This window comes from Actinoallomurus acanthiterrae, assembly GCF_054775715.1.
The window spans coordinates 2,580,881-2,599,741 of sequence record NZ_BAAHCO010000001.1; the positions used below are offsets into that span (position 1 = coordinate 2,580,881).

General features: G+C 71.9%; 15 protein-coding genes and 1 riboswitch. Of the genes, 13 read left to right on the top strand and 2 right to left on the bottom strand.

What is annotated here, in order from left to right:
- Positions 1 to 26: 26 nt before the first annotated feature.
- The gene (locus ACYVF7_RS12600; RefSeq protein WP_460339099.1) at positions 27 to 359 is read right to left on the bottom strand and encodes an ArsR/SmtB family transcription factor; all 333 of its coding nucleotides are present in this window, start codon (positions 357 to 359) and stop codon (positions 27 to 29) included.
- A 172-nt stretch (positions 360 to 531) separates the two neighbouring features.
- On the opposite strand from ACYVF7_RS12600, the gene ACYVF7_RS12605 reads away from it, so the two are divergent.
- The 6 genes from ACYVF7_RS12605 to ACYVF7_RS12630 all read left to right on the top strand — a co-directional run bounded on the left by ACYVF7_RS12605 (position 532) and on the right by ACYVF7_RS12630 (position 9,696).
- On the top strand, positions 532 to 1,311 hold the full coding sequence (locus ACYVF7_RS12605) for an SDR family NAD(P)-dependent oxidoreductase (protein WP_460339101.1): 780 nt from the start codon (positions 532 to 534) through the stop codon (positions 1,309 to 1,311).
- Between the two features lie 149 nt (positions 1,312 to 1,460).
- Positions 1,461 to 4,247 carry a helix-turn-helix transcriptional regulator gene (locus tag ACYVF7_RS12610; protein ID WP_460339103.1) on the top strand — a complete coding sequence of 929 codons (2,787 nt, stop codon included), beginning with the start codon at positions 1,461 to 1,463 and terminating at the stop codon, positions 4,245 to 4,247.
- A 409-nt stretch (positions 4,248 to 4,656) separates the two neighbouring features.
- Positions 4,657 to 4,802, top strand: a riboswitch (cyclic di-AMP (ydaO/yuaA leader).
- A gap of 260 nt (positions 4,803 to 5,062) precedes the next feature.
- Positions 5,063 to 5,551, top strand: a complete 489-nt coding sequence (locus ACYVF7_RS12615) for a CHAP domain-containing protein (protein WP_460339105.1) — start codon at positions 5,063 to 5,065, stop codon at positions 5,549 to 5,551.
- A 278-nt stretch (positions 5,552 to 5,829) separates the two neighbouring features.
- The gene (locus ACYVF7_RS12620) at positions 5,830 to 7,611 is read left to right on the top strand and encodes a cellulase family glycosylhydrolase (RefSeq protein WP_460339107.1); all 1,782 of its coding nucleotides are present in this window, start codon (positions 5,830 to 5,832) and stop codon (positions 7,609 to 7,611) included.
- Between the two features lie 63 nt (positions 7,612 to 7,674).
- Complete coding sequence (locus ACYVF7_RS12625; protein ID WP_460339109.1) at positions 7,675 to 8,751, top strand: cellulose binding domain-containing protein; 1,077 nt, start codon at positions 7,675 to 7,677, stop codon at positions 8,749 to 8,751.
- A gap of 132 nt (positions 8,752 to 8,883) precedes the next feature.
- Entirely contained in the window at positions 8,884 to 9,696 is an 813-nt protein-coding gene (locus tag ACYVF7_RS12630; RefSeq protein ID WP_460339111.1) for a transporter substrate-binding domain-containing protein, read from the top strand.
- Between the two features lie 34 nt (positions 9,697 to 9,730).
- On the opposite strand, the gene ACYVF7_RS12635 is transcribed toward ACYVF7_RS12630, so the two are convergent.
- Positions 9,731 to 10,552, bottom strand: coding sequence for a DeoR/GlpR family DNA-binding transcription regulator (locus ACYVF7_RS12635; RefSeq protein ID WP_460339113.1), 822 nt, complete (start codon positions 10,550 to 10,552; stop codon positions 9,731 to 9,733).
- Between the two features lie 259 nt (positions 10,553 to 10,811).
- Here ACYVF7_RS12635 and ACYVF7_RS12640 point away from each other — a divergent pair, with 259 nt between their 5' ends.
- The 7 genes from ACYVF7_RS12640 to ACYVF7_RS12670 all read left to right on the top strand — a co-directional run bounded on the left by ACYVF7_RS12640 (position 10,812) and on the right by ACYVF7_RS12670 (position 18,774).
- Entirely contained in the window at positions 10,812 to 11,894 is a 1,083-nt protein-coding gene (locus ACYVF7_RS12640; protein WP_460339114.1) for a substrate-binding domain-containing protein, read from the top strand.
- Between the two features lie 66 nt (positions 11,895 to 11,960).
- Positions 11,961 to 12,809, top strand: a complete 849-nt coding sequence (locus ACYVF7_RS12645; RefSeq protein WP_460339116.1) for an ATP-binding cassette domain-containing protein — start codon at positions 11,961 to 11,963, stop codon at positions 12,807 to 12,809.
- Entirely contained in the window at positions 12,802 to 14,046 is a 1,245-nt protein-coding gene (locus ACYVF7_RS12650) for a sugar ABC transporter permease (protein ID WP_460339118.1), read from the top strand. Before ACYVF7_RS12645 ends, ACYVF7_RS12650 begins: the two co-directional genes overlap by 8 nt.
- 30 nt (positions 14,047 to 14,076) lie before the next feature.
- Positions 14,077 to 15,567: an FGGY family carbohydrate kinase gene (locus tag ACYVF7_RS12655; RefSeq protein WP_460339120.1), complete on the top strand. Its 1,491-nt coding sequence runs from the start codon at positions 14,077 to 14,079 to the stop codon at positions 15,565 to 15,567.
- The gene (locus ACYVF7_RS12660) at positions 15,564 to 17,141 is read left to right on the top strand and encodes an FGGY-family carbohydrate kinase (RefSeq protein ID WP_460339122.1); all 1,578 of its coding nucleotides are present in this window, start codon (positions 15,564 to 15,566) and stop codon (positions 17,139 to 17,141) included. Before ACYVF7_RS12655 ends, ACYVF7_RS12660 begins: the two co-directional genes overlap by 4 nt.
- The gene (locus tag ACYVF7_RS12665; protein WP_460339124.1) at positions 17,138 to 17,764 is read left to right on the top strand and encodes a histidine phosphatase family protein; all 627 of its coding nucleotides are present in this window, start codon (positions 17,138 to 17,140) and stop codon (positions 17,762 to 17,764) included. The genes ACYVF7_RS12660 and ACYVF7_RS12665 overlap by 4 nt, the downstream gene beginning before the upstream one ends.
- The gene (locus ACYVF7_RS12670; RefSeq protein ID WP_460339126.1) at positions 17,761 to 18,774 is read left to right on the top strand and encodes a 2-hydroxyacid dehydrogenase; all 1,014 of its coding nucleotides are present in this window, start codon (positions 17,761 to 17,763) and stop codon (positions 18,772 to 18,774) included. Before ACYVF7_RS12665 ends, ACYVF7_RS12670 begins: the two co-directional genes overlap by 4 nt.
- Positions 18,775 to 18,861: the final 87 nt, after the last annotated feature.

Sequence of the window (18,861 nt, forward strand, 5' to 3'; positions counted from 1 at the left end):
GGCGCCGGCCGTACGGCGTCGCCGGGCTAGAGGGTCCGCCCGAGGTCGGCGACGAGCCGGGCGATGCGCTCCTCGTCGCGCTTGTAGTGGGTCCACTTGCCTACGCGCGTCGATCGCACCAGGCCGGCCCGTTCCAGTTCGGCCATGTACGCCGACACCGTCGACTGGGCCAGCCCCGCCTTGGCCTGGATGTGGCTGACGCACACCCCCACCTCGGCCGGGTCGGCGATCGCATCCTCCCGCGAGAAGTGGCGTTCGGGCTCGCGCAGCCACGCCAGCAGCTGCAGCCGCATCGGGTTCGACAGCGCCCGCAACGCGCGGATCAGGTCGGGATCCGGTGAGACCGCAGCATCCGTCATAGACGCGAAGTATAGGGCTCTATCGACGTTTCGCAGGAAGTCGATATGGCGGCCGAACGACGGGACCTGGCCGGCCAGGCGACCCGACGTACCGGGATCCGGGCGATCGCGAGATCATGTCTGCGCGATGTGACCGGCCGCCTCGTGAGGGCGGTGAGGCGAGGGAGGCGCAGTGACGTTCGGGCTGGGGGATCGCGCGGTCGTGGTGACCGGCGGCAGCAAGGGGTTCGGCCGGATCGTGGCGCGCCGGCTCGCGGCGGAGGGATGTTCGGTGGCGCTGTGCGCCCGGAACGCCGAGACGCTGGCGGCGACGGCGAGCGAGATCGAGACCGCGTACGGGGTCCGGGTGTTCGCGCGCTCGTGCGACGTCACCGTGCCGGACGAGCTCGGGGCCTTCGTCGACGCCGCCGCGGAGGCGCTGGGCGGTCTCGACGGGCTCGTGACCAACGCGGGGGACGCGTTCGGCGGCGGGCTGATGGACTCGACGCCGGAGGAGTGGACGAGGACCTTCGAGCTGAACGTCGGACACTCGGCGCACGCGATCCGGGCGTGTGTGCCGCACATGCGGGCGCGCGGGCGGGGCGACGTGGTCATCGTGTCGTCGATCTCCGGATGGAAGCCGAGCCGCAACACCCAGTACGGGGCGGCGAAGGCGGCGGAGATCTACATGGCGAGCACGCTGGCCCGGGAGCTGGCCGCGGACCGGATCCGGGTGAACACGGTCAGCCCGGGTTCGATGCTGATCCCCGGCGGCGGCTGGGACGAGTTCCGGCAGCGTGAACCCGAGCGCTACGAACGATTCCTGGCCGAGTTCCCCGGCGGGGCGCTGCCGAGCGGCGAGGACGTGGCGGAGGTGGTGGCGTTCCTGCTCTCGGACCACGCCAGGGCCGTCAACGGCGCGAACATCCCGGTGGACGCCGCCCAGAACGCCCCGGCGGCGAGCGGCTACTAGGGCGTGTCCGGTGGGATCTTGTTCGTAGCGAGCGGCGTCCAGGGTGTGCCTCGCAAGGCGGCTAGCACGGCGGTGACCTGGTCGGCGAGCTCGGTCCTTTAAGGCCGGGTTGTTGACTCCTGTCGCGACCGCGAAGCACGCTGATTCTCATGGCGCTTGTGCCGTCGCGCGTGGAGGCGGCCGTCGATGGGAAGGTGATGCGGGGCCGCGAACACGTGTGGAACGCCGTTACGAACCTCCTCCGCGCCTCCAGGTCCGCCGTTCTCCTCATCGACGGTGAGGCGGGGACGGGGAAGAGCCTCCTGCTCGCGGTCGCGGCGCGGGCGGCGGCGGAGCGCGGGTACTCCACGCTGGTCGGGGAGGGCCGGGAGTTCGGGCCGCCGACGTGCTTCGAGCCGTTGCTCTCCGCGCTCGGCGGCTGCGACGGTGAAGGACCGGTCCGGTGGGCGCACGAGCGGCCGTGGATCGTCGAGAGACTCGGGTCGGCGCTGGCGGAACGCGCTGGCGCCGGTCCGGTCATGGTGGGCCTCGACGACCTCCAATGGGCGGACCCGGCGGCGCTGACGGCGATTCAGACCCTCTCGCGGCGGCTCGCCGCCGTTCGCGTGGTGTGGCTGCTGACCCGCCGTACGACCGACCACGCGACGGACGCCGGCCGCCTGTTCGACCGGCTCGAGCGGGACGGCGCCGTCCGGTTCACGATCGGCCCGCTCGACGACGCCGCCGTGCGGCAGGTCGCGACGGACGTGCTGGGAGGCGTTCCGGACGCGGACGTTCTGCGCCTCGCCGGCGAGGCGGGCGGCGACCCCGCGTTGCTCACCGAACTGCTGACCGGGCTGCTGGCCGAGGGGGCCGTCCGGATCGTCGACGGGCACGCCCGGCTCGTGGCCGTACGGCTTCCCGGCCGGGTCGAGGACGACGTCAGGCGTCGTCTGGACGCCGTCGGCCCGGCGACACGCCAGCTGCTGGGCGTCGCCGCGATCATCGGGCGGTCGTTCGCTCCGGAGGACGCGGCCGAGCTGCTGGGGACCACGCCGGCCGCCCTCCTGCCAAGGATCGACGAGGCGTTCTCCCGGGGGCTCCTCGTCGCCGGACCGGACGAGCTCTCCTTCCGGAACGACCTGGTGTGGCGGGTCACCGCCCTCACCGTGCCCGCGCCGGTCCGGCGGGCGCTGCACCGGCAGATCGGGGACCTCCTACTCGAACGAGGCGGGACGGCCGCACTCCCCGCCGCCTCCCACCTCATCCGGGGCATCCGGGCGGGCGACGCCCGGGCGCTGACCGCACTCGACCGGGCGGTCGCCGAGGTGATCCCCGCCTCCCCACGAGCGGCGGCGGCCCTCGCCACGCACACCCTCCGGCTGACCGACCCCCGGGAGCCGGCCTGGCCCGCCCGGGCGCTGACGGCGATTCACGCCCTCACCGCGGTGGGCCGGCTCGAAGAGGCCGCGGAACTCGTGGATTCGCTGTTCACCCGGTCGTTGCCGCACGCCTCGTACCTCCGGCTGCACTGTCTGCGCGCCGAGCTCCTGTACCTCCGAGGGCGGGCGGCCGAGGCCGCGGCGGAGGCGACCGCCGTCCTCACCCGGCGGGGCGTCTCCCGCGAACTCCGGGACGACGCCGAGCTGGTCCTGCTCGACGCGCTGGCGGGGGCGGGCGACGACGCGGGCGTGCGCGCCCACGCGGATCGGATCGTGTCCGCCACGGCCGGGCACGGCGACCTGCTGATCACCGGGGCGCTGCTCCGGCTGGCCCTGTCCGACTGGGGTGCGGGGCGGCTGACCGACGGCCTGGGGCTCGCCCGTGAGGCCGTACGCCGGGCGCGGTCCGCGGAGGCGCGCCGCCTTCACCCCCGGATGATCCTGGCGATGCTGCTGACCGACGTCCGCCGGCTGGATGAGGCCCGCGCGGTGATGGGGACCGCGGGGGAGGACGCAGAAACGGTCGGGAACGTGGCCTGGGCGGCGGCGCCCGGCGTCATCCGCGCCCGTCTCGACCTGGCCGCGGGCCGGTTCCCCGAGGCCGTCGCCGAGGCCGAGGCCGCCCTGGCGGGCACACGCGACCTGGGACCGCACCTGCTGACGTCGTCCGCGCTGGCGGTGCTGGTCGCGGCGGCGCTACGGACCGGCGACCTGAGCGCGGCGTGGCGGTACGCCGAGGCGGAGCGGCCCGCGCTGTCCCAGTACGGATCGCCGCACGCGGAGGCCGCGTTCCGGCTCGTGCGGGCGCAGGTCGCCGTGGCCCGCGACGGGCCCGGGGCGGCGGAGGAGACCGTCGTACGGCTCTGTGACGAAGCCACGGCGAACTGCTGGACCTTGGTCGGCGAGCCGACCGCGGCGCCGTGGCTCGTACGGACGGCGCTCGCCCTCGGCGACCGGGCCCGCGCCGAGAGCGTGGTCCTGGCGATGGACCGGCTGGCCGCCGACCACCCGGTCTTCGACAGCGTCGGTGTCGTCGCGGCGCACGCGCGCGGCCTGCTCGACCGTGACCGGGCCGCCCTGCGACGCGCCGCCGAAGAACACGCCGACCCGTGGGCCCGTGCCTCGGCGGCGGAGGATCTGGGAAGCCTGCTCGCGGCGGACGGCCCCGGGACACGCGGGGAGGCCATCGCAGGCCTGGACGCCGCGCTGGCGGCCTATTCGGCACTCGGCGCGATCCGCGACGCCGCCCGGGTCCGCCGCCGGCTCCGGCGGCTGGGCATCCGGCGCCGGCACTGGAGCCAGGCCGACCGGCCGGTCTCCGGCTGGGCCAGCCTCACCGACACCGAACGCCGTGTCGCCGAGCTCGTCGCCCAGGGCCTGACCAACCGCGAGGTCGCCGACCAACTGTTCATGAGCGCGCACACGGTCGCCTTCCACCTGCGTCACATCTTCCGGAAGCTGGACGTGACCTCCCGGGTCCACCTGACCCGGCTCGCGGTGGAGGTCGGCGACTGACCCCCGGGCAGGGACGCCCCTCGGATCGTACGTGGCCTCTGACGTCACATCTGCATCATTGTGACAATTGGCATTTCTAGCCCCACAATGCCGCATAGAAAGCACCATGCTCATGTGTGGGGCTACATGACGCTGATCTCGGTAGTTAGGTGAGCCAGATCACACAAATGTCCAGTGTCGTCTGCGTGTTTTGTCCTGCTATGTTCCTATAACTCTTGCGGCGCTTGTCTGCGTCGCCCGCATATCCGCTGGTGACAGCTGGTACGTCGGCCCGGGCGAGGCGCGTTTGGTAAAACGCGTGTCCGGGGCGAGTTCGGCCGATCCGGTACATATCCAAAATCGCACGATCCCCCATACGCCGCCACCAGTGGCGGCCATTCCCCAATCCTCTTTTGACGCCGCCCGTCCTGCGGGCGACCCGCTGAATCCGCACCCCCGCGGAACCGGGGACCCACCAGAAGTCCCGGGGTGAATCGGCACGCCCCCCTTGTGCCGTAGGGCAGCTTCCACGCCCGAACCCGTCAGCTAACCCGGTAAGCGGCATGGAAGCCAAGGAGTTCCCCCGTGCCCTGTATCCCCCGACCCGAGAAAACGCCATCCGCGATCCGTCTCATTCCCGCCTTCGCCGGCCTCGCAACGGCCGGTGCGGCCGCGATCATTCTGAGCTCAACCGGGTCGGCCGAGGCATCGCCCGCCGTTTCTCTTCCCGGCCATGCCGCCGCGCTCCCGCTCCCCCCGGCAGGCCCGTGCAGTGGCCCGCGCAGTGGCCCATTCCCGGCAGGGGACTGGACGCCAGGCCCAAGGAAGAGCCCAAGGTGGCGAAGGTGCCCACCGCCGCCGACGCGCTGAAGCTGGCCCTCTCCCAGGTCGGCACCACGGAGACCGCTGCCGGGGGCACCAAGTACAACCAGTGGTTCATGGCCTCGCCCTTCGCCAAGAGAGGCGTCCAGCGCGACGGCGGGGCGATCAGCGACTATGCCGACGCGAGCTGGTGCGACATGTTCGTCACCTGGATCGGCGCGCAGGTGGGCATCAAGGGGATCGGCGGCGACGCCTTCACCCCTGAGCACGCCCGCTGGTTCCAGCAGCAGGGCCGCTGGGGAAGCGTTCCGAAACCAGGCGCGGTGGTGTTCTTCTCCTGGAGCGGCGGAGGCATCGACGGCATCGACCACGTCGGCCTGGTCATCAAGGACAACCACAACGGCACCATCCAGACCGTCGAGGGCAACACCGACAACGCCGTACGGATCCGTACCCGCAGCACCGGCCAGGTCGTCGGCTACGGCTATCCCCAATACGGCTGAAGACCTCCCTCCCCCCGCGTCGGCGTCGGGCCCTCTGAGGCCCGGCGTCGACGCACGCTGCCGTCGTCCCGCCGCTCGGAGGCGCCGGTGGCCGTGGCACGCACGGCTGAAAGTTTCAGCCGCGTTCCCGGTCCTGTCCCAGGTCGGCGTGCGTGCGCGTGCCCGGGGGCCAGGGCGCTCTTGCGATGCGATCGAGGGCGGGTGATCGTTGCCAGCGCCCGCAAACGCCGGAGCAGGACCGGGTGCCGCTTCGCCGCCTTTCGCCAGGGAGAACGCCCATGCCGATCCACCGGAGCTCGTGGTGCAGAGCCGTGATCGCCGCGGTCGCGGTGCTGCTCGCCGGATTGGGGCTCACCACGGTCCAGACCGCCGCACACGCCGCCGTTTCGTGTTCGGCCACGTACGCCAAGAGCTGGGACAACGGGAGCGCGTTCGGCGCCAACATCACGGTGACCAACACCGGTGATCCGCTCACCGGCTGGACGCTGAGCTTCGACTTTCCCGACAACCAGGTGATCACCCAGATGTGGGGCGGCGTGCCGTCTCCGGCGGTGCCCACGCCGGCCGGCGCGGCCGTCACCGTCAGCCCGACCTCGTACAACGCCGCCCAGGGCACCGGGGCGACCTGGACCGTCGGTTTCAACGGCACCTACACCGGCGCCAACAGCGCCCCGAGCGTCTCGTGCGCCGGCCCCGGGTCCGGAGGAACGCAGCAGGCCCTGGTGGTCTCCCCGACGAGCGTGAGCGTGCCCGAGGGCGGGACCGCCGGCTACACGGTCCGCCTGAACGCCCAGCCGTCCGGCAACGTGACGGTCACCAGCACCGCGGGCGCCGGTGACAACGACATCACCGTGGTGAGCGGCGCGACCCTGACCTTCACCTCGTCCAACTGGAACACGCCGCAGACCGTGAAGCTCGGTGCCGCCGAGGACCCCGACAGCACCAACGGCACCCGGCCGATCACCGTGGCGTCCAGCGGCCTGACGCCGGTCACGGTCAACGCCACCGAGGCCGACAACGACGGCGGCGGCACCGGGGGGCCGGCGCCCGCGCTGCACGTCTCCGGGAACCATCTCCTCACCTCGACCGGCGCCACGTACCGTCTGCTGGGCGTCAACCGGTCCAGTGGCGAGTTCGCGTGCGTGCAGGGCAAGGGCATGTGGGACAGCGGCCCGGTGGACCAGGCCTCGGTCGACGCGATGAAGGCCTGGAACATCCACGCGGTCCGGATCCCGCTGAACGAGGAGTGCTGGAACGGCACCGACGGCACCCCCAGCGGCGCCACGTACCAGCAGAACGTCAAGGACTACGTGAACCTGCTGGTCGCCAACGGCATCACGCCGATCGTCGAGATGCACTGGAACCACGGCCAGTACACGGGGCAGGGCGCGGGCTGCTCGGACGCCGCCGCGACCTGCCAGAAGCCGATGCCCGACGCGCAGTACGCGCCGACGTTCTGGACCGGCGTCGCGAACGCCTTCAAGGGGAACAACGCGGTCGTCTTCGACCTGTTCAACGAGCCGTACCCGGACGCCGCCGCGAACTGGGACGCGACCGCCGCCTGGACCTGCTGGCGGGACGGCGGCACCTGCACCGGCATCGGCTACCAGGTGGCCGGCATGCAGTCGCTGGTCAACACGGTGCGCGCCGCCGGCGCGACCAACGTGATCATGCTCGGCGGCGTCGCCTGGTCCAACGACCTGAGCCAGTGGCTGACCTACAAGCCGACGGACTCGACCGGCAACCTGATGGCCGCCTGGCACACCTACAACTTCAACACCTGCTCCAACACCTCCTGCTGGGACAGCCAGGTCGCCCCCGTCGCCGCGAAGGTGCCGGTGCAGGCCGGTGAGATCGGCCAGAACTCCTGCGCCCACGACTACATCGACCAGGTGATGGCGTGGGCGGACGCGCACGGCATCGGGTACACCGCCTGGACCTGGAACCCGTGGGGCTGCAGCCAGGGCAACGTGCTCATCAACGACTTCACCGGCACCCCCACCAGCACGTACGGCGAGGGTTTCAAGGCACACCTGCTCACCCAGAACCCGCTCTCGTAAAACCTCGCGGCCGGGTCCGTCACCTGGCGGGCCCGGCCCGGTTCGCGGCACAGGAGCCGTCCCATGCTTCGCAGATTCGACCTGTACGCCCTGCTCGCCGCGCTCCTCGCGGCGCTCGCCCTCTGTCTCGCCCTGCTCGCCCTCCCCGCGCGGTCCGCGACGACGACCGTCCGGATCATGCCGCTCGGCGACTCCATCACCGCCGGGCCCGGCTGCTGGCGCGCGATGCTCTGGCACCACCTGCAGACGGCCGGATACACCAACATCGACTTCGTCGGCAGCGTCCCCGACGGCGGCTGCAACTACGGGTACTCCTACGACGGGGACAACGAGGGCCATGGCGGCTACGCCGCCACCGGCATCGCCGACCAGAACCAGCTGCCGCCCTGGCTGGCCGCGGCCAAGCCCGACATCGTCCTCATGCACCTGGGCACCAACGACATGTGGGGCGGCACCATCCCCACCGACAAGATCCTCGCCGCGTACACGAAGCTGGTCGGCCAGATGCGGGCGAACAACCCGAACATGAAGATCCTCGTGGCGCAGATCATCCCGATGAACCCGTCCGGGTGCTCCACCTGCGCGGCCGGTGTGGTGGCGCTCGACAAGGCGATCCCCGGCTGGGCCGCGGGCCTCACGACCGCGCAGTCACCCGTCGTGGCCGTGGACCAGTGGACCGGCTTCGACGCGGCCACGGACACCGGCGATGGCGTACACCCGAACGACGCGGGCTTCCAGAAGATGGCCGATCGCTGGTACCCGCCGCTCGCCCAGGCGCTGGGCGCGGTCCCGCCGCCTCCGAGCTCTCCTCCGCCGACCGGTTCCCAATGCACCGCCACCTACCGGGTGGCCTCCCAGTGGAGCGGCGGCTTCCAGGGCGAGGTCACGGTGAAGAACGGCTCCTCCGCCGCCTCCTCCGCGTGGACGGCCACCTTCTCGTTCGCCGACGGGCAGCAGATCAGCCAGTCGTGGAACACCGTCCTCACCCAGAACGGAGCCGGCGTCACGGCACGCAACGCGAGCTACAACGGCAGTCTGCCGGCCGGCGCGTCGACCGCGTTCGGGTTCACCGCCACCTGGAACAACACCGCCAACACTCCACCCCAGGTGACGTGCACGCTCGACGGCACGACGCCATAGGACCGGGCTCAGGGTGCTCTGGCGCACATGATCCTTCCGGGTGATGATGATCTGCCCGAACGCGTGCCGGCACGACGCGGTTCTGACGCGCGGTTCGGTCCCCCGTCCCCACCTCGGAAGCAGGAACGATCCGTGCGGCGTACCACCACACTCTCCGCCCTGGCCCTCGCTCTCATCACCGCCGTCGGCGGTGCCGTCTTCACCACCGCGCAGGCCGGCTCCGCCGCGCCGTACGGCACCCGCACCCTGCTGGACGCGGTGCCCCGGCGCGGTGTGCTGCGGGTGTGCACCACCGGTGACTACCGGCCGTTCAGCTACCTGGATCCGAAGACGAACACGTACAGCGGCATCGACATCGACATGGCGAAGAACCTGGCGAGCAGCCTGGGGGTGAAGGTCGGTTTCGTGCCCACCACGTGGGCGAAGATCGTCGATGACCTCGCCGCGCGCAAGTGCGACATGAGCATGGGCGGCGTCTCGGTGACCCTGCCGAGGGCACGGAAGGCGTACTTCAGCACGCCGTACCTCACCGATGGCAAGGCCGCGATCGCGCGCTGCGCCGACAAGGACAAGTACCAGACCCTGGAGGGCATCGACCGGCCCGGCGTCCGGGTGATCGTCAACCCGGGCGGCACCAACGAGCAGTTCGTCACGGCGAACATCAAGAAGGCCACGGTCATCAAGCACGCCGACAACAACACCATCTTCGGCGAGATCGTGGCCGGCCGGGCCGACGTCATGATCACGGACGCGAGCGAGACGAAGTACGAGGCGAAGCTTCACCCCGAGCTGTGCGCCCTCAACCCCGACAAGCCGTTCACCTTCGCCGAGAAGGCGTACCTGCTGCCACGGGGCGACGAGGAGTTCAAGCAGTACGTCGACCAGTGGGTCCACCTCACGACCAACGACGGCACCTACGCGCACTTCGCAGCCGCCTGGCAGTGACGTGCCGCACCCGGCGCGTGCCTCGCCCTGGGGCCTACCAGGGCGGGGACGCGCCGGAGCCGGCGATGTGCAGGGGGACGCCGCGGGCGCGCAAGGTGGCCAGCTCGTCCTGGGGGGTTTCGGAGTCGACGACGACCAGGTCGAAGGCGGTCAGCGGGGCGAGCTGGTGCAGCCCGTTCTTGGCGAACTTGCTGTGGTCGACCAGCAGCACGCGACGGTCGGCGGAGTCCATCAGCGCCCGCTTCACCGCCACCGTCTCCTGCGACTGGTGGTAGCAGTAGCCGTTGGTGATCGCCGTCGTCGACATGAACAGGATGTCGGCGTGCAGTGAGCGGATGGCCTCGCTGGTGCGCAGGCCGAGGAAGGCGTCGTAGGCCGGGTAGTACGCGCCGCCGAGGGCGATGAGGTCGATGCCGGGCTTGTCGGCCAGCAGGTTCACCGCGGCCAGGAAGTTCGTGATCACGGTGAGCGGGCCGCGCGCCGGCAGCAGCTCGGCGATGGCCAGGCCGGTGGTGCTCTCGTCGATCATGATCGACGCGCCGGGGAAGACGAGGTCGACCGTCGCCTGGGCGAGCTGCCGTTTGGCGTCGGCCATCGCCTGCAGCCGATGCCGTACGTCGCCGTGGTAGATCGCGGACGGCTGTGCGGTGGCGCCTCCGCGGATCTTGCGCAGCCAGCCCTCGCTCTGCAGCGTGTCCAGGTCGCGGTGGATGGTCATGACGCTCACGTCGTACGTCTCGGCGAGGCTCTTGACGTGCACGAACCCTTCGTCCGCGACGCGCTTGCGGATCCTCTCCCGCCGGTCCCGCGCGCCCTCGGCGTCGTTCGCGGCCGGTGCCGTCGCATCCTCTGCCACCTGCGCTCCTCGGCCCCCGATGTGATGTAGATGTGAACGTAACACACGCCTGACCGTCGGTGCGAGGACGTAAAACACGACACCAACGGCACTATCGGCACAGACGGGCCGCTTTGGATCACGCTGGTTAACGCGATTAGACGTTAAAATCTCTCAGATACTTGACACGGTTTGGGCGTCGGGTGTTTCGTTCGTCACCTGAACAGGCGGTTCGCGCGGGCCGCCGCGCCTTCTCGTTCCCGAGCCTTCGGAGGACAACGTGACACTGTTCCGCACCAGAACGGTCGCCGCGGCCACGGCCGCCCTCGCCCTGCTCACCGCCGCCACGGCCTGCGCGAAGAACTCTGGAGGAGCCGCCGGCTCCGGCGACGCGAAGAACGCCAAGGTCGCCTTCCTGATGCCGGACATCGCCTCGACCCGGTACGAGCTGTACGACGCGCCGCTGTTCAAGGCCAAGATGAAGCAGCTGTGCCCGGGATGCACGGTGCTGTACCAGAACGCCGGAGCCGACGCTTCCAAGCAGCAACAGCAGGCCAGCTCGGTGCTGGCCCAGGGCGTCAAGGCCATCGTCATCGACCCGGTGGACTCCACGGCGGCCGCCTCGATCGTACGGACCGCGCAGGCGCAGAAGGTCGCGGTGATCGCGTACGACCGGCCGATTCCGGCCATCAAGGCCGACTACTACGTCTCGTTCGACAACCAGAAGATCGGCGCGTCGATCGCCCAGTCCCTGGTCGACCATCTCAAGCAGACCAAGGCCAAGGGCGGCATTCTTGAGGTGAACGGATCACCGACGGACGCCGCGGCCGGTCTGATCAAGAAGGGCATCCACAGTGCCGTCGACCCCAGCGGGCTGAAACTGCTCGCCGAGTACGACACGCCCAACTGGGAGCCGGCCAAGGCGCAGGACTGGGTCAGCGGGCAGATCAGCAAGTTCGGCAAGGGGCAGATCGCCGGCGTCGTCGCGGCCAACGACGGCACCGGTGGCGCCACCATCGCCGCGTTCAAGGCGGCCGCCGCGCCCGTGCCCCCGGTGACCGGGAACGACGCTGAGCTCGCCGCCGCGCAGCGGATCATCGCCGGCGACCAGTACAACACGATCTCCAAGCCGATCAAGATCGTGGCGGAGGCCGCGGCCACCGTGGCGAACCAGTTCCTGCAGGGCAAGCCGCCTGCGGGACAGACCACGCTGTTCAACACGCCGTCCCAGCTGTTCACCCCGACCGTGGTGACCCAGCAGAACATCGGCCAGGTGCTGCTCGGCCCCGGCGGCGCCCTCAAGGTCTCCCAGGTCTGCACCCCGACGTACGCGGCAGCCTGCGCGAAGCTCGGCATCAAGTAGCGGTCCGCCGGCACCGGTCCACACGACCGGGGCCGGCGGCTTCGGCCGGATCGACGAAGGATCAGCATGTCCTCATCGCCTTCCCAAGCGGGCCCGCTGCTGTCACTGCGGGGCATCAGCAAGACCTTCGGTGCCGTCGCCGCCCTGACGGACGTCGATCTCGACGTCTCGGCGGGTGAGGTCGTCGCCGTCGTCGGTGACAACGGCGCCGGAAAGTCCACCCTGGTCAAGGTGCTGTCGGGGGTCCACCAGCCCGACGCGGGCACCATCGCGTTCGACTCGCGCACGGTCACGGTCCCCAGCCCGGCGGCGGCGCAGCAGCTCGGCATCGCCACCGTCTTTCAGGACCTGGCGCTCTGCGAGAACCTCAACGTGATCGAGAACCTCTTCCTCGGCCGGGAGATGCGCGCGCTGCGCCTGGACGACGTCGCCATGGAGGTCCGCTCCCGCGAGCTGCTCCGCCGGCTGTCGGCGAAGATCCCGAAGCTGTCGGTCCCGGTCGCCGCGCTGTCGGGCGGCCAGCGGCAGACCGTCGCGATCGCCCGTTCCCTCCTCGGCGAGCCGAAGATCGTCATCCTCGACGAGCCCACCGCGGCACTCGGCGTCGCCCAGACCGCCGAGGTCCTCAACCTGATCGACCGGCTGCGCGAAGGCGGCCACGGAGTGATCATGATCAGCCACAACATGGACGACGTGCTGTCGGTCGCCGACACGGTGGCGGTGCTTCGCCTCGGCCGCAACAACGGGGTCTTCGACGCGCTCGAGGCCTCCACCGAGCAGATCGTCACCGCGATCACCGGGGCCGCCGACAACGCGGTCACCCGGCGCAGGAGGCGCGGGCGCCGCACCGCGTCGGCGGCCGTAGAGGAGGGCACCGTGTCTGCGGGCGCCAAGGAAGGGGCCGACCATGAGTGACGTGGGCACCGCGCCACCGCTCGCCGAGCCCGAGCAGCCGGAGCCGTACGAGCCGGAGGAGCCGGGCGGGCTGCGCGCGCTGGCCTCCCGCTTCCGCGGCGGCGACCTCGGCGTCCTCCCGGTCGTGGCGGGCCTGGTGGTGATCTGGACGGTGATGCAGTCCCTCAACAGCGTCTTCCTGTCCAGCACCAACCTGGTCAACCTGACCCTCGAGTGCGCGCCGGTCGGCGTCATCGCGCTCGGCGTGGGACTGATGCTGCTGGTCGGGCAGATCGACCTCTCGGTCGGATCGCTGAGCGGGCTGGCGGCGGCCCTCACCGCCATCCTGTTCGTCGATCAGGGACTGTCGCCCTGGCTGGCCGTGCCCGCCGCGGTGGTGACCGCCGCGGTCATCGGCTGGCTCTACGCGCAGGTGTTCAACCGGCTCGGCGTGCCCAGCTTCGTCATCACCCTCGCGGGCCTGCTCGGCTTCCTCGGCGTGCAGCTGTGGGTGCTCGGCACCAAGGGCGCGATCAACCTGCCGTACGACTCCGGGCTCGTCACCTTCGCCCAGCTCGACTTCCTGCCCCAGTGGCTGTCGTACGCGCTGACGGTCGTCGCGGCGGGCTGGCTGTTCGCCACCGGATACCTGCGGGCCACGGCGCGGCGGCGCGCCGGGTTGCCCGCCGCGTCGCTGCGCGGTCTGCTGCTACGGAGCGTCGTGCTGCTGGCCGGCCTCGGGGTGTCGGTGTGGTACCTCGGCCAGACCCGCGGCGTGGGCTGGATGTTCGTGCTCTTCCTCGCGCTGGTGCTGGCGACGCACTACGTGCTGGCGCGCACGAAGTTCGGCAAGTCGATCTACGCGGTGGGCGGCAACGTCGAGGCGGCCCGCCGGGCCGGCATCAACGTCAAGGCGGTGTACACCTCGATGTTCGTCCTGTGCACCACGCTCGCGGCGATCGGCGGCGTGCTGGCCGCGGCCCGCCTCGCCGCGGCGAACCAGAGCACGGGGGGCGGCGACGTGAACCTCAACGCCATCGCCGCCGCGGTGATCGGCGGCACGAGCCTGTTCGGCGGGCGCGGCAACGCGTTCGCGGCGCTGCTGGGCATCGTGGTCATCCAGTCCATCTCCAGCGGGCTCACCCTGCTCAACCTCGACTCCTCCTTCCGCTACATGGTCACCGGAGCGGTGCTGCTGCTCGCGGTGGCGCTGGACGCGGTGGCCCGGCGTTCGCGCGCCTCTCACGGCCGTGCCTGACGACATGATGAGACCAGGAAGGAAGTAGCCATGGCGGTGGTCTGCGTCGACGCGGGCACCACGATGATCAAAGCGGTCGGCTACGGTGACGACGGCGCAGAACTGGCGGTCGAACGCCAGAACACCACCGTGCGGAACCCTGCGCACGGCCACGCCGAGCAGGACCCGGCCGAGGTCTGGCAGGCGGTCGTCCGTGGCATCCGGCGGGTGGTCGAACGCCTGGACACACCCGTGACGCACCTGGCCCTGACCGCGCAGGGCGACGGATCCTGGCTGGTCGACGCGGCGGGAGCGCCGACGGGGCCGGCGATCCTGTGGAACGACGGGCGGGCCGGGGCGATCGTCGAGCGCTGGGCGCGCGACGGCGTCCTGGAGCGCGCGTTCCGCCGCAACGGGTCGCTGACCTTCGCCGGCCTGCCCAACGCGATCCTCAGCTGGCTCCGTGAGCACGACCCGGAGCGGCTCGCGCGCTCGGCGGCCTCCCTGACCTGCGGAGGCTGGGTCTTCCTGCGGCTCACCGGGGAGGCGGTCGCGGACGTGTCGGACGGCTCGGCGCCGTTCATGGACATCCGCGAGCGCCGCTACTCCGACGAGCTCCTCGCCCTGTACGGGATGGAGTGGGCGCGGCCGCTGCTGCCCGAGCTGCGCGGCGACGGGCGGCGCGTCGGCGAGCTGACCGCGTCGGCCGCCGCGGAGCTCGGCCTGCCCGAGGGCACGCCCGTGGTCCTCGCCCCGTACGACATCGCGACCACCGCGATCGGCGTCGGCGCGGTCGACGCCGGTCAGGCGTGCACCATCCTCGGCACCACGCTGTGCACCGAGATCGTGCTGGACGAACCCGGGCTCGACGGCGACCCGTCCGGCCTCACCGTGGCGCTCGACCGGCGTTACCTGCGGGCCTTCCCGACGCTCGCCGGCGGTCAGGTGATCGACTGGGCCTGCCGCATGTTGGACCTCGGCGGCGACCCGGCCGCGCTGTCGCGGCTCGCCGAGCGGTGCTCGCCGGGCGCCGACGGGCTGGTCTTCCTGCCCTACCTGTCACCGGCGGGGGAACGGGCGCCGTTCCTGGACCCTCGCGCGCGTGGATCGTTCCAGGGGCTGTCCGTCGATCACGAGCGCGAGCATCTGGCCCGCGCCGTACTGGAGGGGCTCTGCCTGGTGATCCGCGACTGCCTGACCGCCTCCGGGGCGCGGCCAGTGGAACTGCGGGTCAGCGGCGGCGGATCCGCCAGCGCGGCCTGGCTGCGGATGCTGGCCGACGTGACCGGCGTCCCCGTGGTGCGCACCGCGGACGCCGAGGCGGGCGCGCGCGGCGCGTTCATCGTCGGGGCCGTGGCGACCGGCCGGGCCGCCGGCGAGCGGGAGGCCGCCGACGCGTTCATCCGGCCCGGCGACGTCTTCGCACCGGATCCCGGCAACGTCGAGCGGTACGCCCGCCTGTACGAGGCGTTCCTTGAGGTGCGCGGCGCCACCGCGGCGGCCTGGCCGACCCTCGCGACCCTGCGCGGCGGAGCGGCGTGAACGGCCACGACGAGGTGTGGCTCGGCATCGACCTGGGCACCCAGAGCGTACGGGTCGTCGCCGCGACGGCCTCCGGCCGGATCGCCGGGGCCGGCGCGGAGCCGTTGACCGGACGGCGCGAGGCGGGCCGCCACGAGCAGGACCCGGAGCAGTGGTGGCGGGCCACCGCTGCGGCCTGCGCTCAGGCGCTCAAGGACGTACCGCCCGGCGCGGTGCGCGCCGTCGCCGTCGACGGCACGTCCGGGACGATCCTCCTGACCGACGACGACGGGACGCCGCTGACCCCGGGCCTGATGTACGACGACACGCGCGCCACCGAGGAGGCCCGTCGGGCCGACGAGGCCGGCGCGGCGGTGTGGGATGAGCTGGGGTACCGGCGGATGCAGCCGGCGTGGGCCCTGCCGAAGCTGCTGTGGCTGCTGGAACGGCACGAAGGACCCGCCCGCCTCGCCCACCAGGTCGACTTCGTCAACCGGCGGCTGGCCGGCCACGCCGTCCCCACCGACCTGAGCAACGCGCTCAAGACCGGCGCGCACCTGATCGAGGAGGCCTGGCCGACGGCCGTCCTGGACGCGCTGGGAGTACCGGCCGGCACGCTGCCGGAACTCGTCCGTCCCGGCACGCCGATCGGCGCGGTGTGCGCGGCCGCGGCCGAGGCCACCGGCATCCCCGAGGGCACCCCGATCATCGCCGGGACGACCGACGGCTGTGCCGCGCAACTCGGCGCCGGGCGGCTGACCGTCGGCTCGTGGAACTCCGTGCTCGGGACCACGCTCGTGCTGAAAGGCGTCTCCACCGAACTCGTACGCGACCCGTACGGCGCGGTCTACTCGCACCGCGCGCCGGACGGCGAATGGCTGCCCGGCGGCGCGTCGAGCACCGGCGCCGGCGTGCTCGCCCGCGACTTCGCCGGCCGCGACCTGGCCGCGCTGGACCGCCTCGCGGCGGGGCACGAGCCCGCCCGCGCCCTGGCGTACCCGCTGGTCTCGGAGGGGGAGCGGTTCCCGTTCGCGGCACCGGACGCCCGCGGCTTCCTGCTCGACGGCACCGGCGACGAGGCCGACGACTACGCCGCCGTCCTGCAGGGCGTCGCGTACGTCGAACGCCTGTGCTTCGACCACCTCGACCTGCTGGGCGCGCCCACCGGCGGCGACATCACCCTCACCGGCGGCGCGGCGCGCAGCGCATACTGGTGCCGGCTGCGCGCCGACGTCCTCGGGCGGCCGGTGATCGTGCCGGCCAACCCCGAGCCCGCGCTCGGCGCCGCCGTCCTGGCCGCCTCGCCCGGCCGCCGCGTGGCCGAGGTCGCGGCCGAGATGGTCGAGGTCCGCGACACGATCGACCCGGGCCCGCACGCCGGCCGGTTCGACGACGGGTATCTGCGCCTGGTGGGGGAGCTGGAGCGACGCGGCTGGCTGCCCGCCCCCACGGCCGCACACGCACGCGCGCGGGCGACGTCCGGCGGGACCGCGTCCGGAGAGGCGGGGCCCGGAGGGATTGCGTCCGGAGGGACGGGGCCCGGGGGGACCGCGTCCGGAGGGGCCGCGCCGACTCAGGAAGGAATGCCGCGATGACCCAGTTCGTCCTCGTCCGCCATGGAGAGACCGAATGGCACGCGGAGAACCGCTACGCGGGCACCAGTGACGTCTCCCTGACCGCGCGCGGCCTGGAACAGGCACGGCAGCTCGCCGCCTGGGCGGGGAAGGCGGGGTTCGCCGCGGTGTGGACCTCCACCCTGACCCGGGCGCAGCTCACCGCGGCTCCCTGCGCCGACGCCATCGGCGTACCGCTGAACGTCGACGAGCGGCTGCGCGAACTGGATTTCGGGCAGGCCGAGGGGCTGACCCGTGCCGAGATGCACGAACGGTTCCCCGAGGCGCTGCAGGCGTTCCGCGCCGACCCGGTCGCGGACCACCTTCCCGGCGGCGAGGACCCCACCGAGGCGGTACGCCGGTTCACCGGATGCCTGTACGACCTCGTGGACCGGTATCCCGGCGACCGGGTCCTGGTGGTCGCGCACACCACCGCGATACGGCTCGTGCTGTGCGAGCTGATCGGGGTCCCGCTTCGCGACTACCGGCGGATCTTCCCGTCCGTGCGCAACTGCGCGCTGACCGAGATCCGCCTGAGCCGCGAGGAGGCCGCCCTGTTGGAGTTCAACTCGCCCATCGAGAGCATCCAGGAGATCACCACATGACCACCCGCCTGCTCGCCGCCGGAGACCACTTCGTCCTCAACCGGCTCCTCATCGACGCCGTACGGGCGCGGGCTCCTCGCGAACTGGAGTTCGCCGAGATCACCCTCGACTGGCCGCTGGTGCCGTTCGGCCGGGTCGCCGAGGTCGACGAGGCGTCCGGCACCGAGGAGCAGCTGATCGAGGCACTGGGCGACGCCGAGATCTGCCTCACCCAGATGGCACCGCTGACCCGCCGGGTCATCGAGGCGTGCCCGCGGCTCAAACTGATCGGGATCGGCCGCGGCGGACCCGTCAACGCGAACCTCGAGGCGGCGGCCGAGCACGGTGTGACCGTCTGCTACGCGCCCGGCCGCAACGCCGGCGCCACCGCCGAACACACCCTCGGCATGATCCTCGCCGCCGCGCGCCGCATCCCCCAGACCCACGCCGACCTGACCGCCGGCCGCTGGCGCAGCGACTATTACCGGTACGACGAGGTCGGCATCGAACTGGACGGCAGCACGGTGGGCCTCGTCGGCGGCGGAGCGGTCGGCAACCGCGTCGCCCAGATGCTGGACGCCCTCGGCGCGCGGGTCCTCATCCACGACCCGTACCTGACCGAGACCGCGGTCGGCGAACTGGTCTCATTGAAGGAACTGCTGTCCCGCGCGGAGGTCGTCACGCTGCACGCCCGCGTCACGCCGGAGACCACCGGAATGATCGGCGCACCGGAGATCGCCGCCATGCCACCCGGCGCGATCATCGTCAACTGCGCCCGCGGCGCCCTGCTGGACTACGAGGCCGTCTGCGACGCGATCGACGGGGGCCATCTGTTCGGCGCCGCGTTCGACGTCTTCCCCGAGGAGCCGATCCCAGCCGGGTCGCGGCTACTGACCACGCCGGGCATCGTGCTGACACCGCACCTGGCCGGCGCCAGCCGCCAGACCGCCGCCAACGCCGCGAACATCCTCGCCGAGGACGTCGCCCGCTACCTGCGCGGCGAGCCCATGGCCCACACCGCGAGGGCCTGACCGGGGCAGGCCGCACCCGGCGCGCCGGCAGGTCCGCCCCCGGATCGTACGGTCGGGGTCGGGCATGGCGGCGCGTCATCGCCGGAC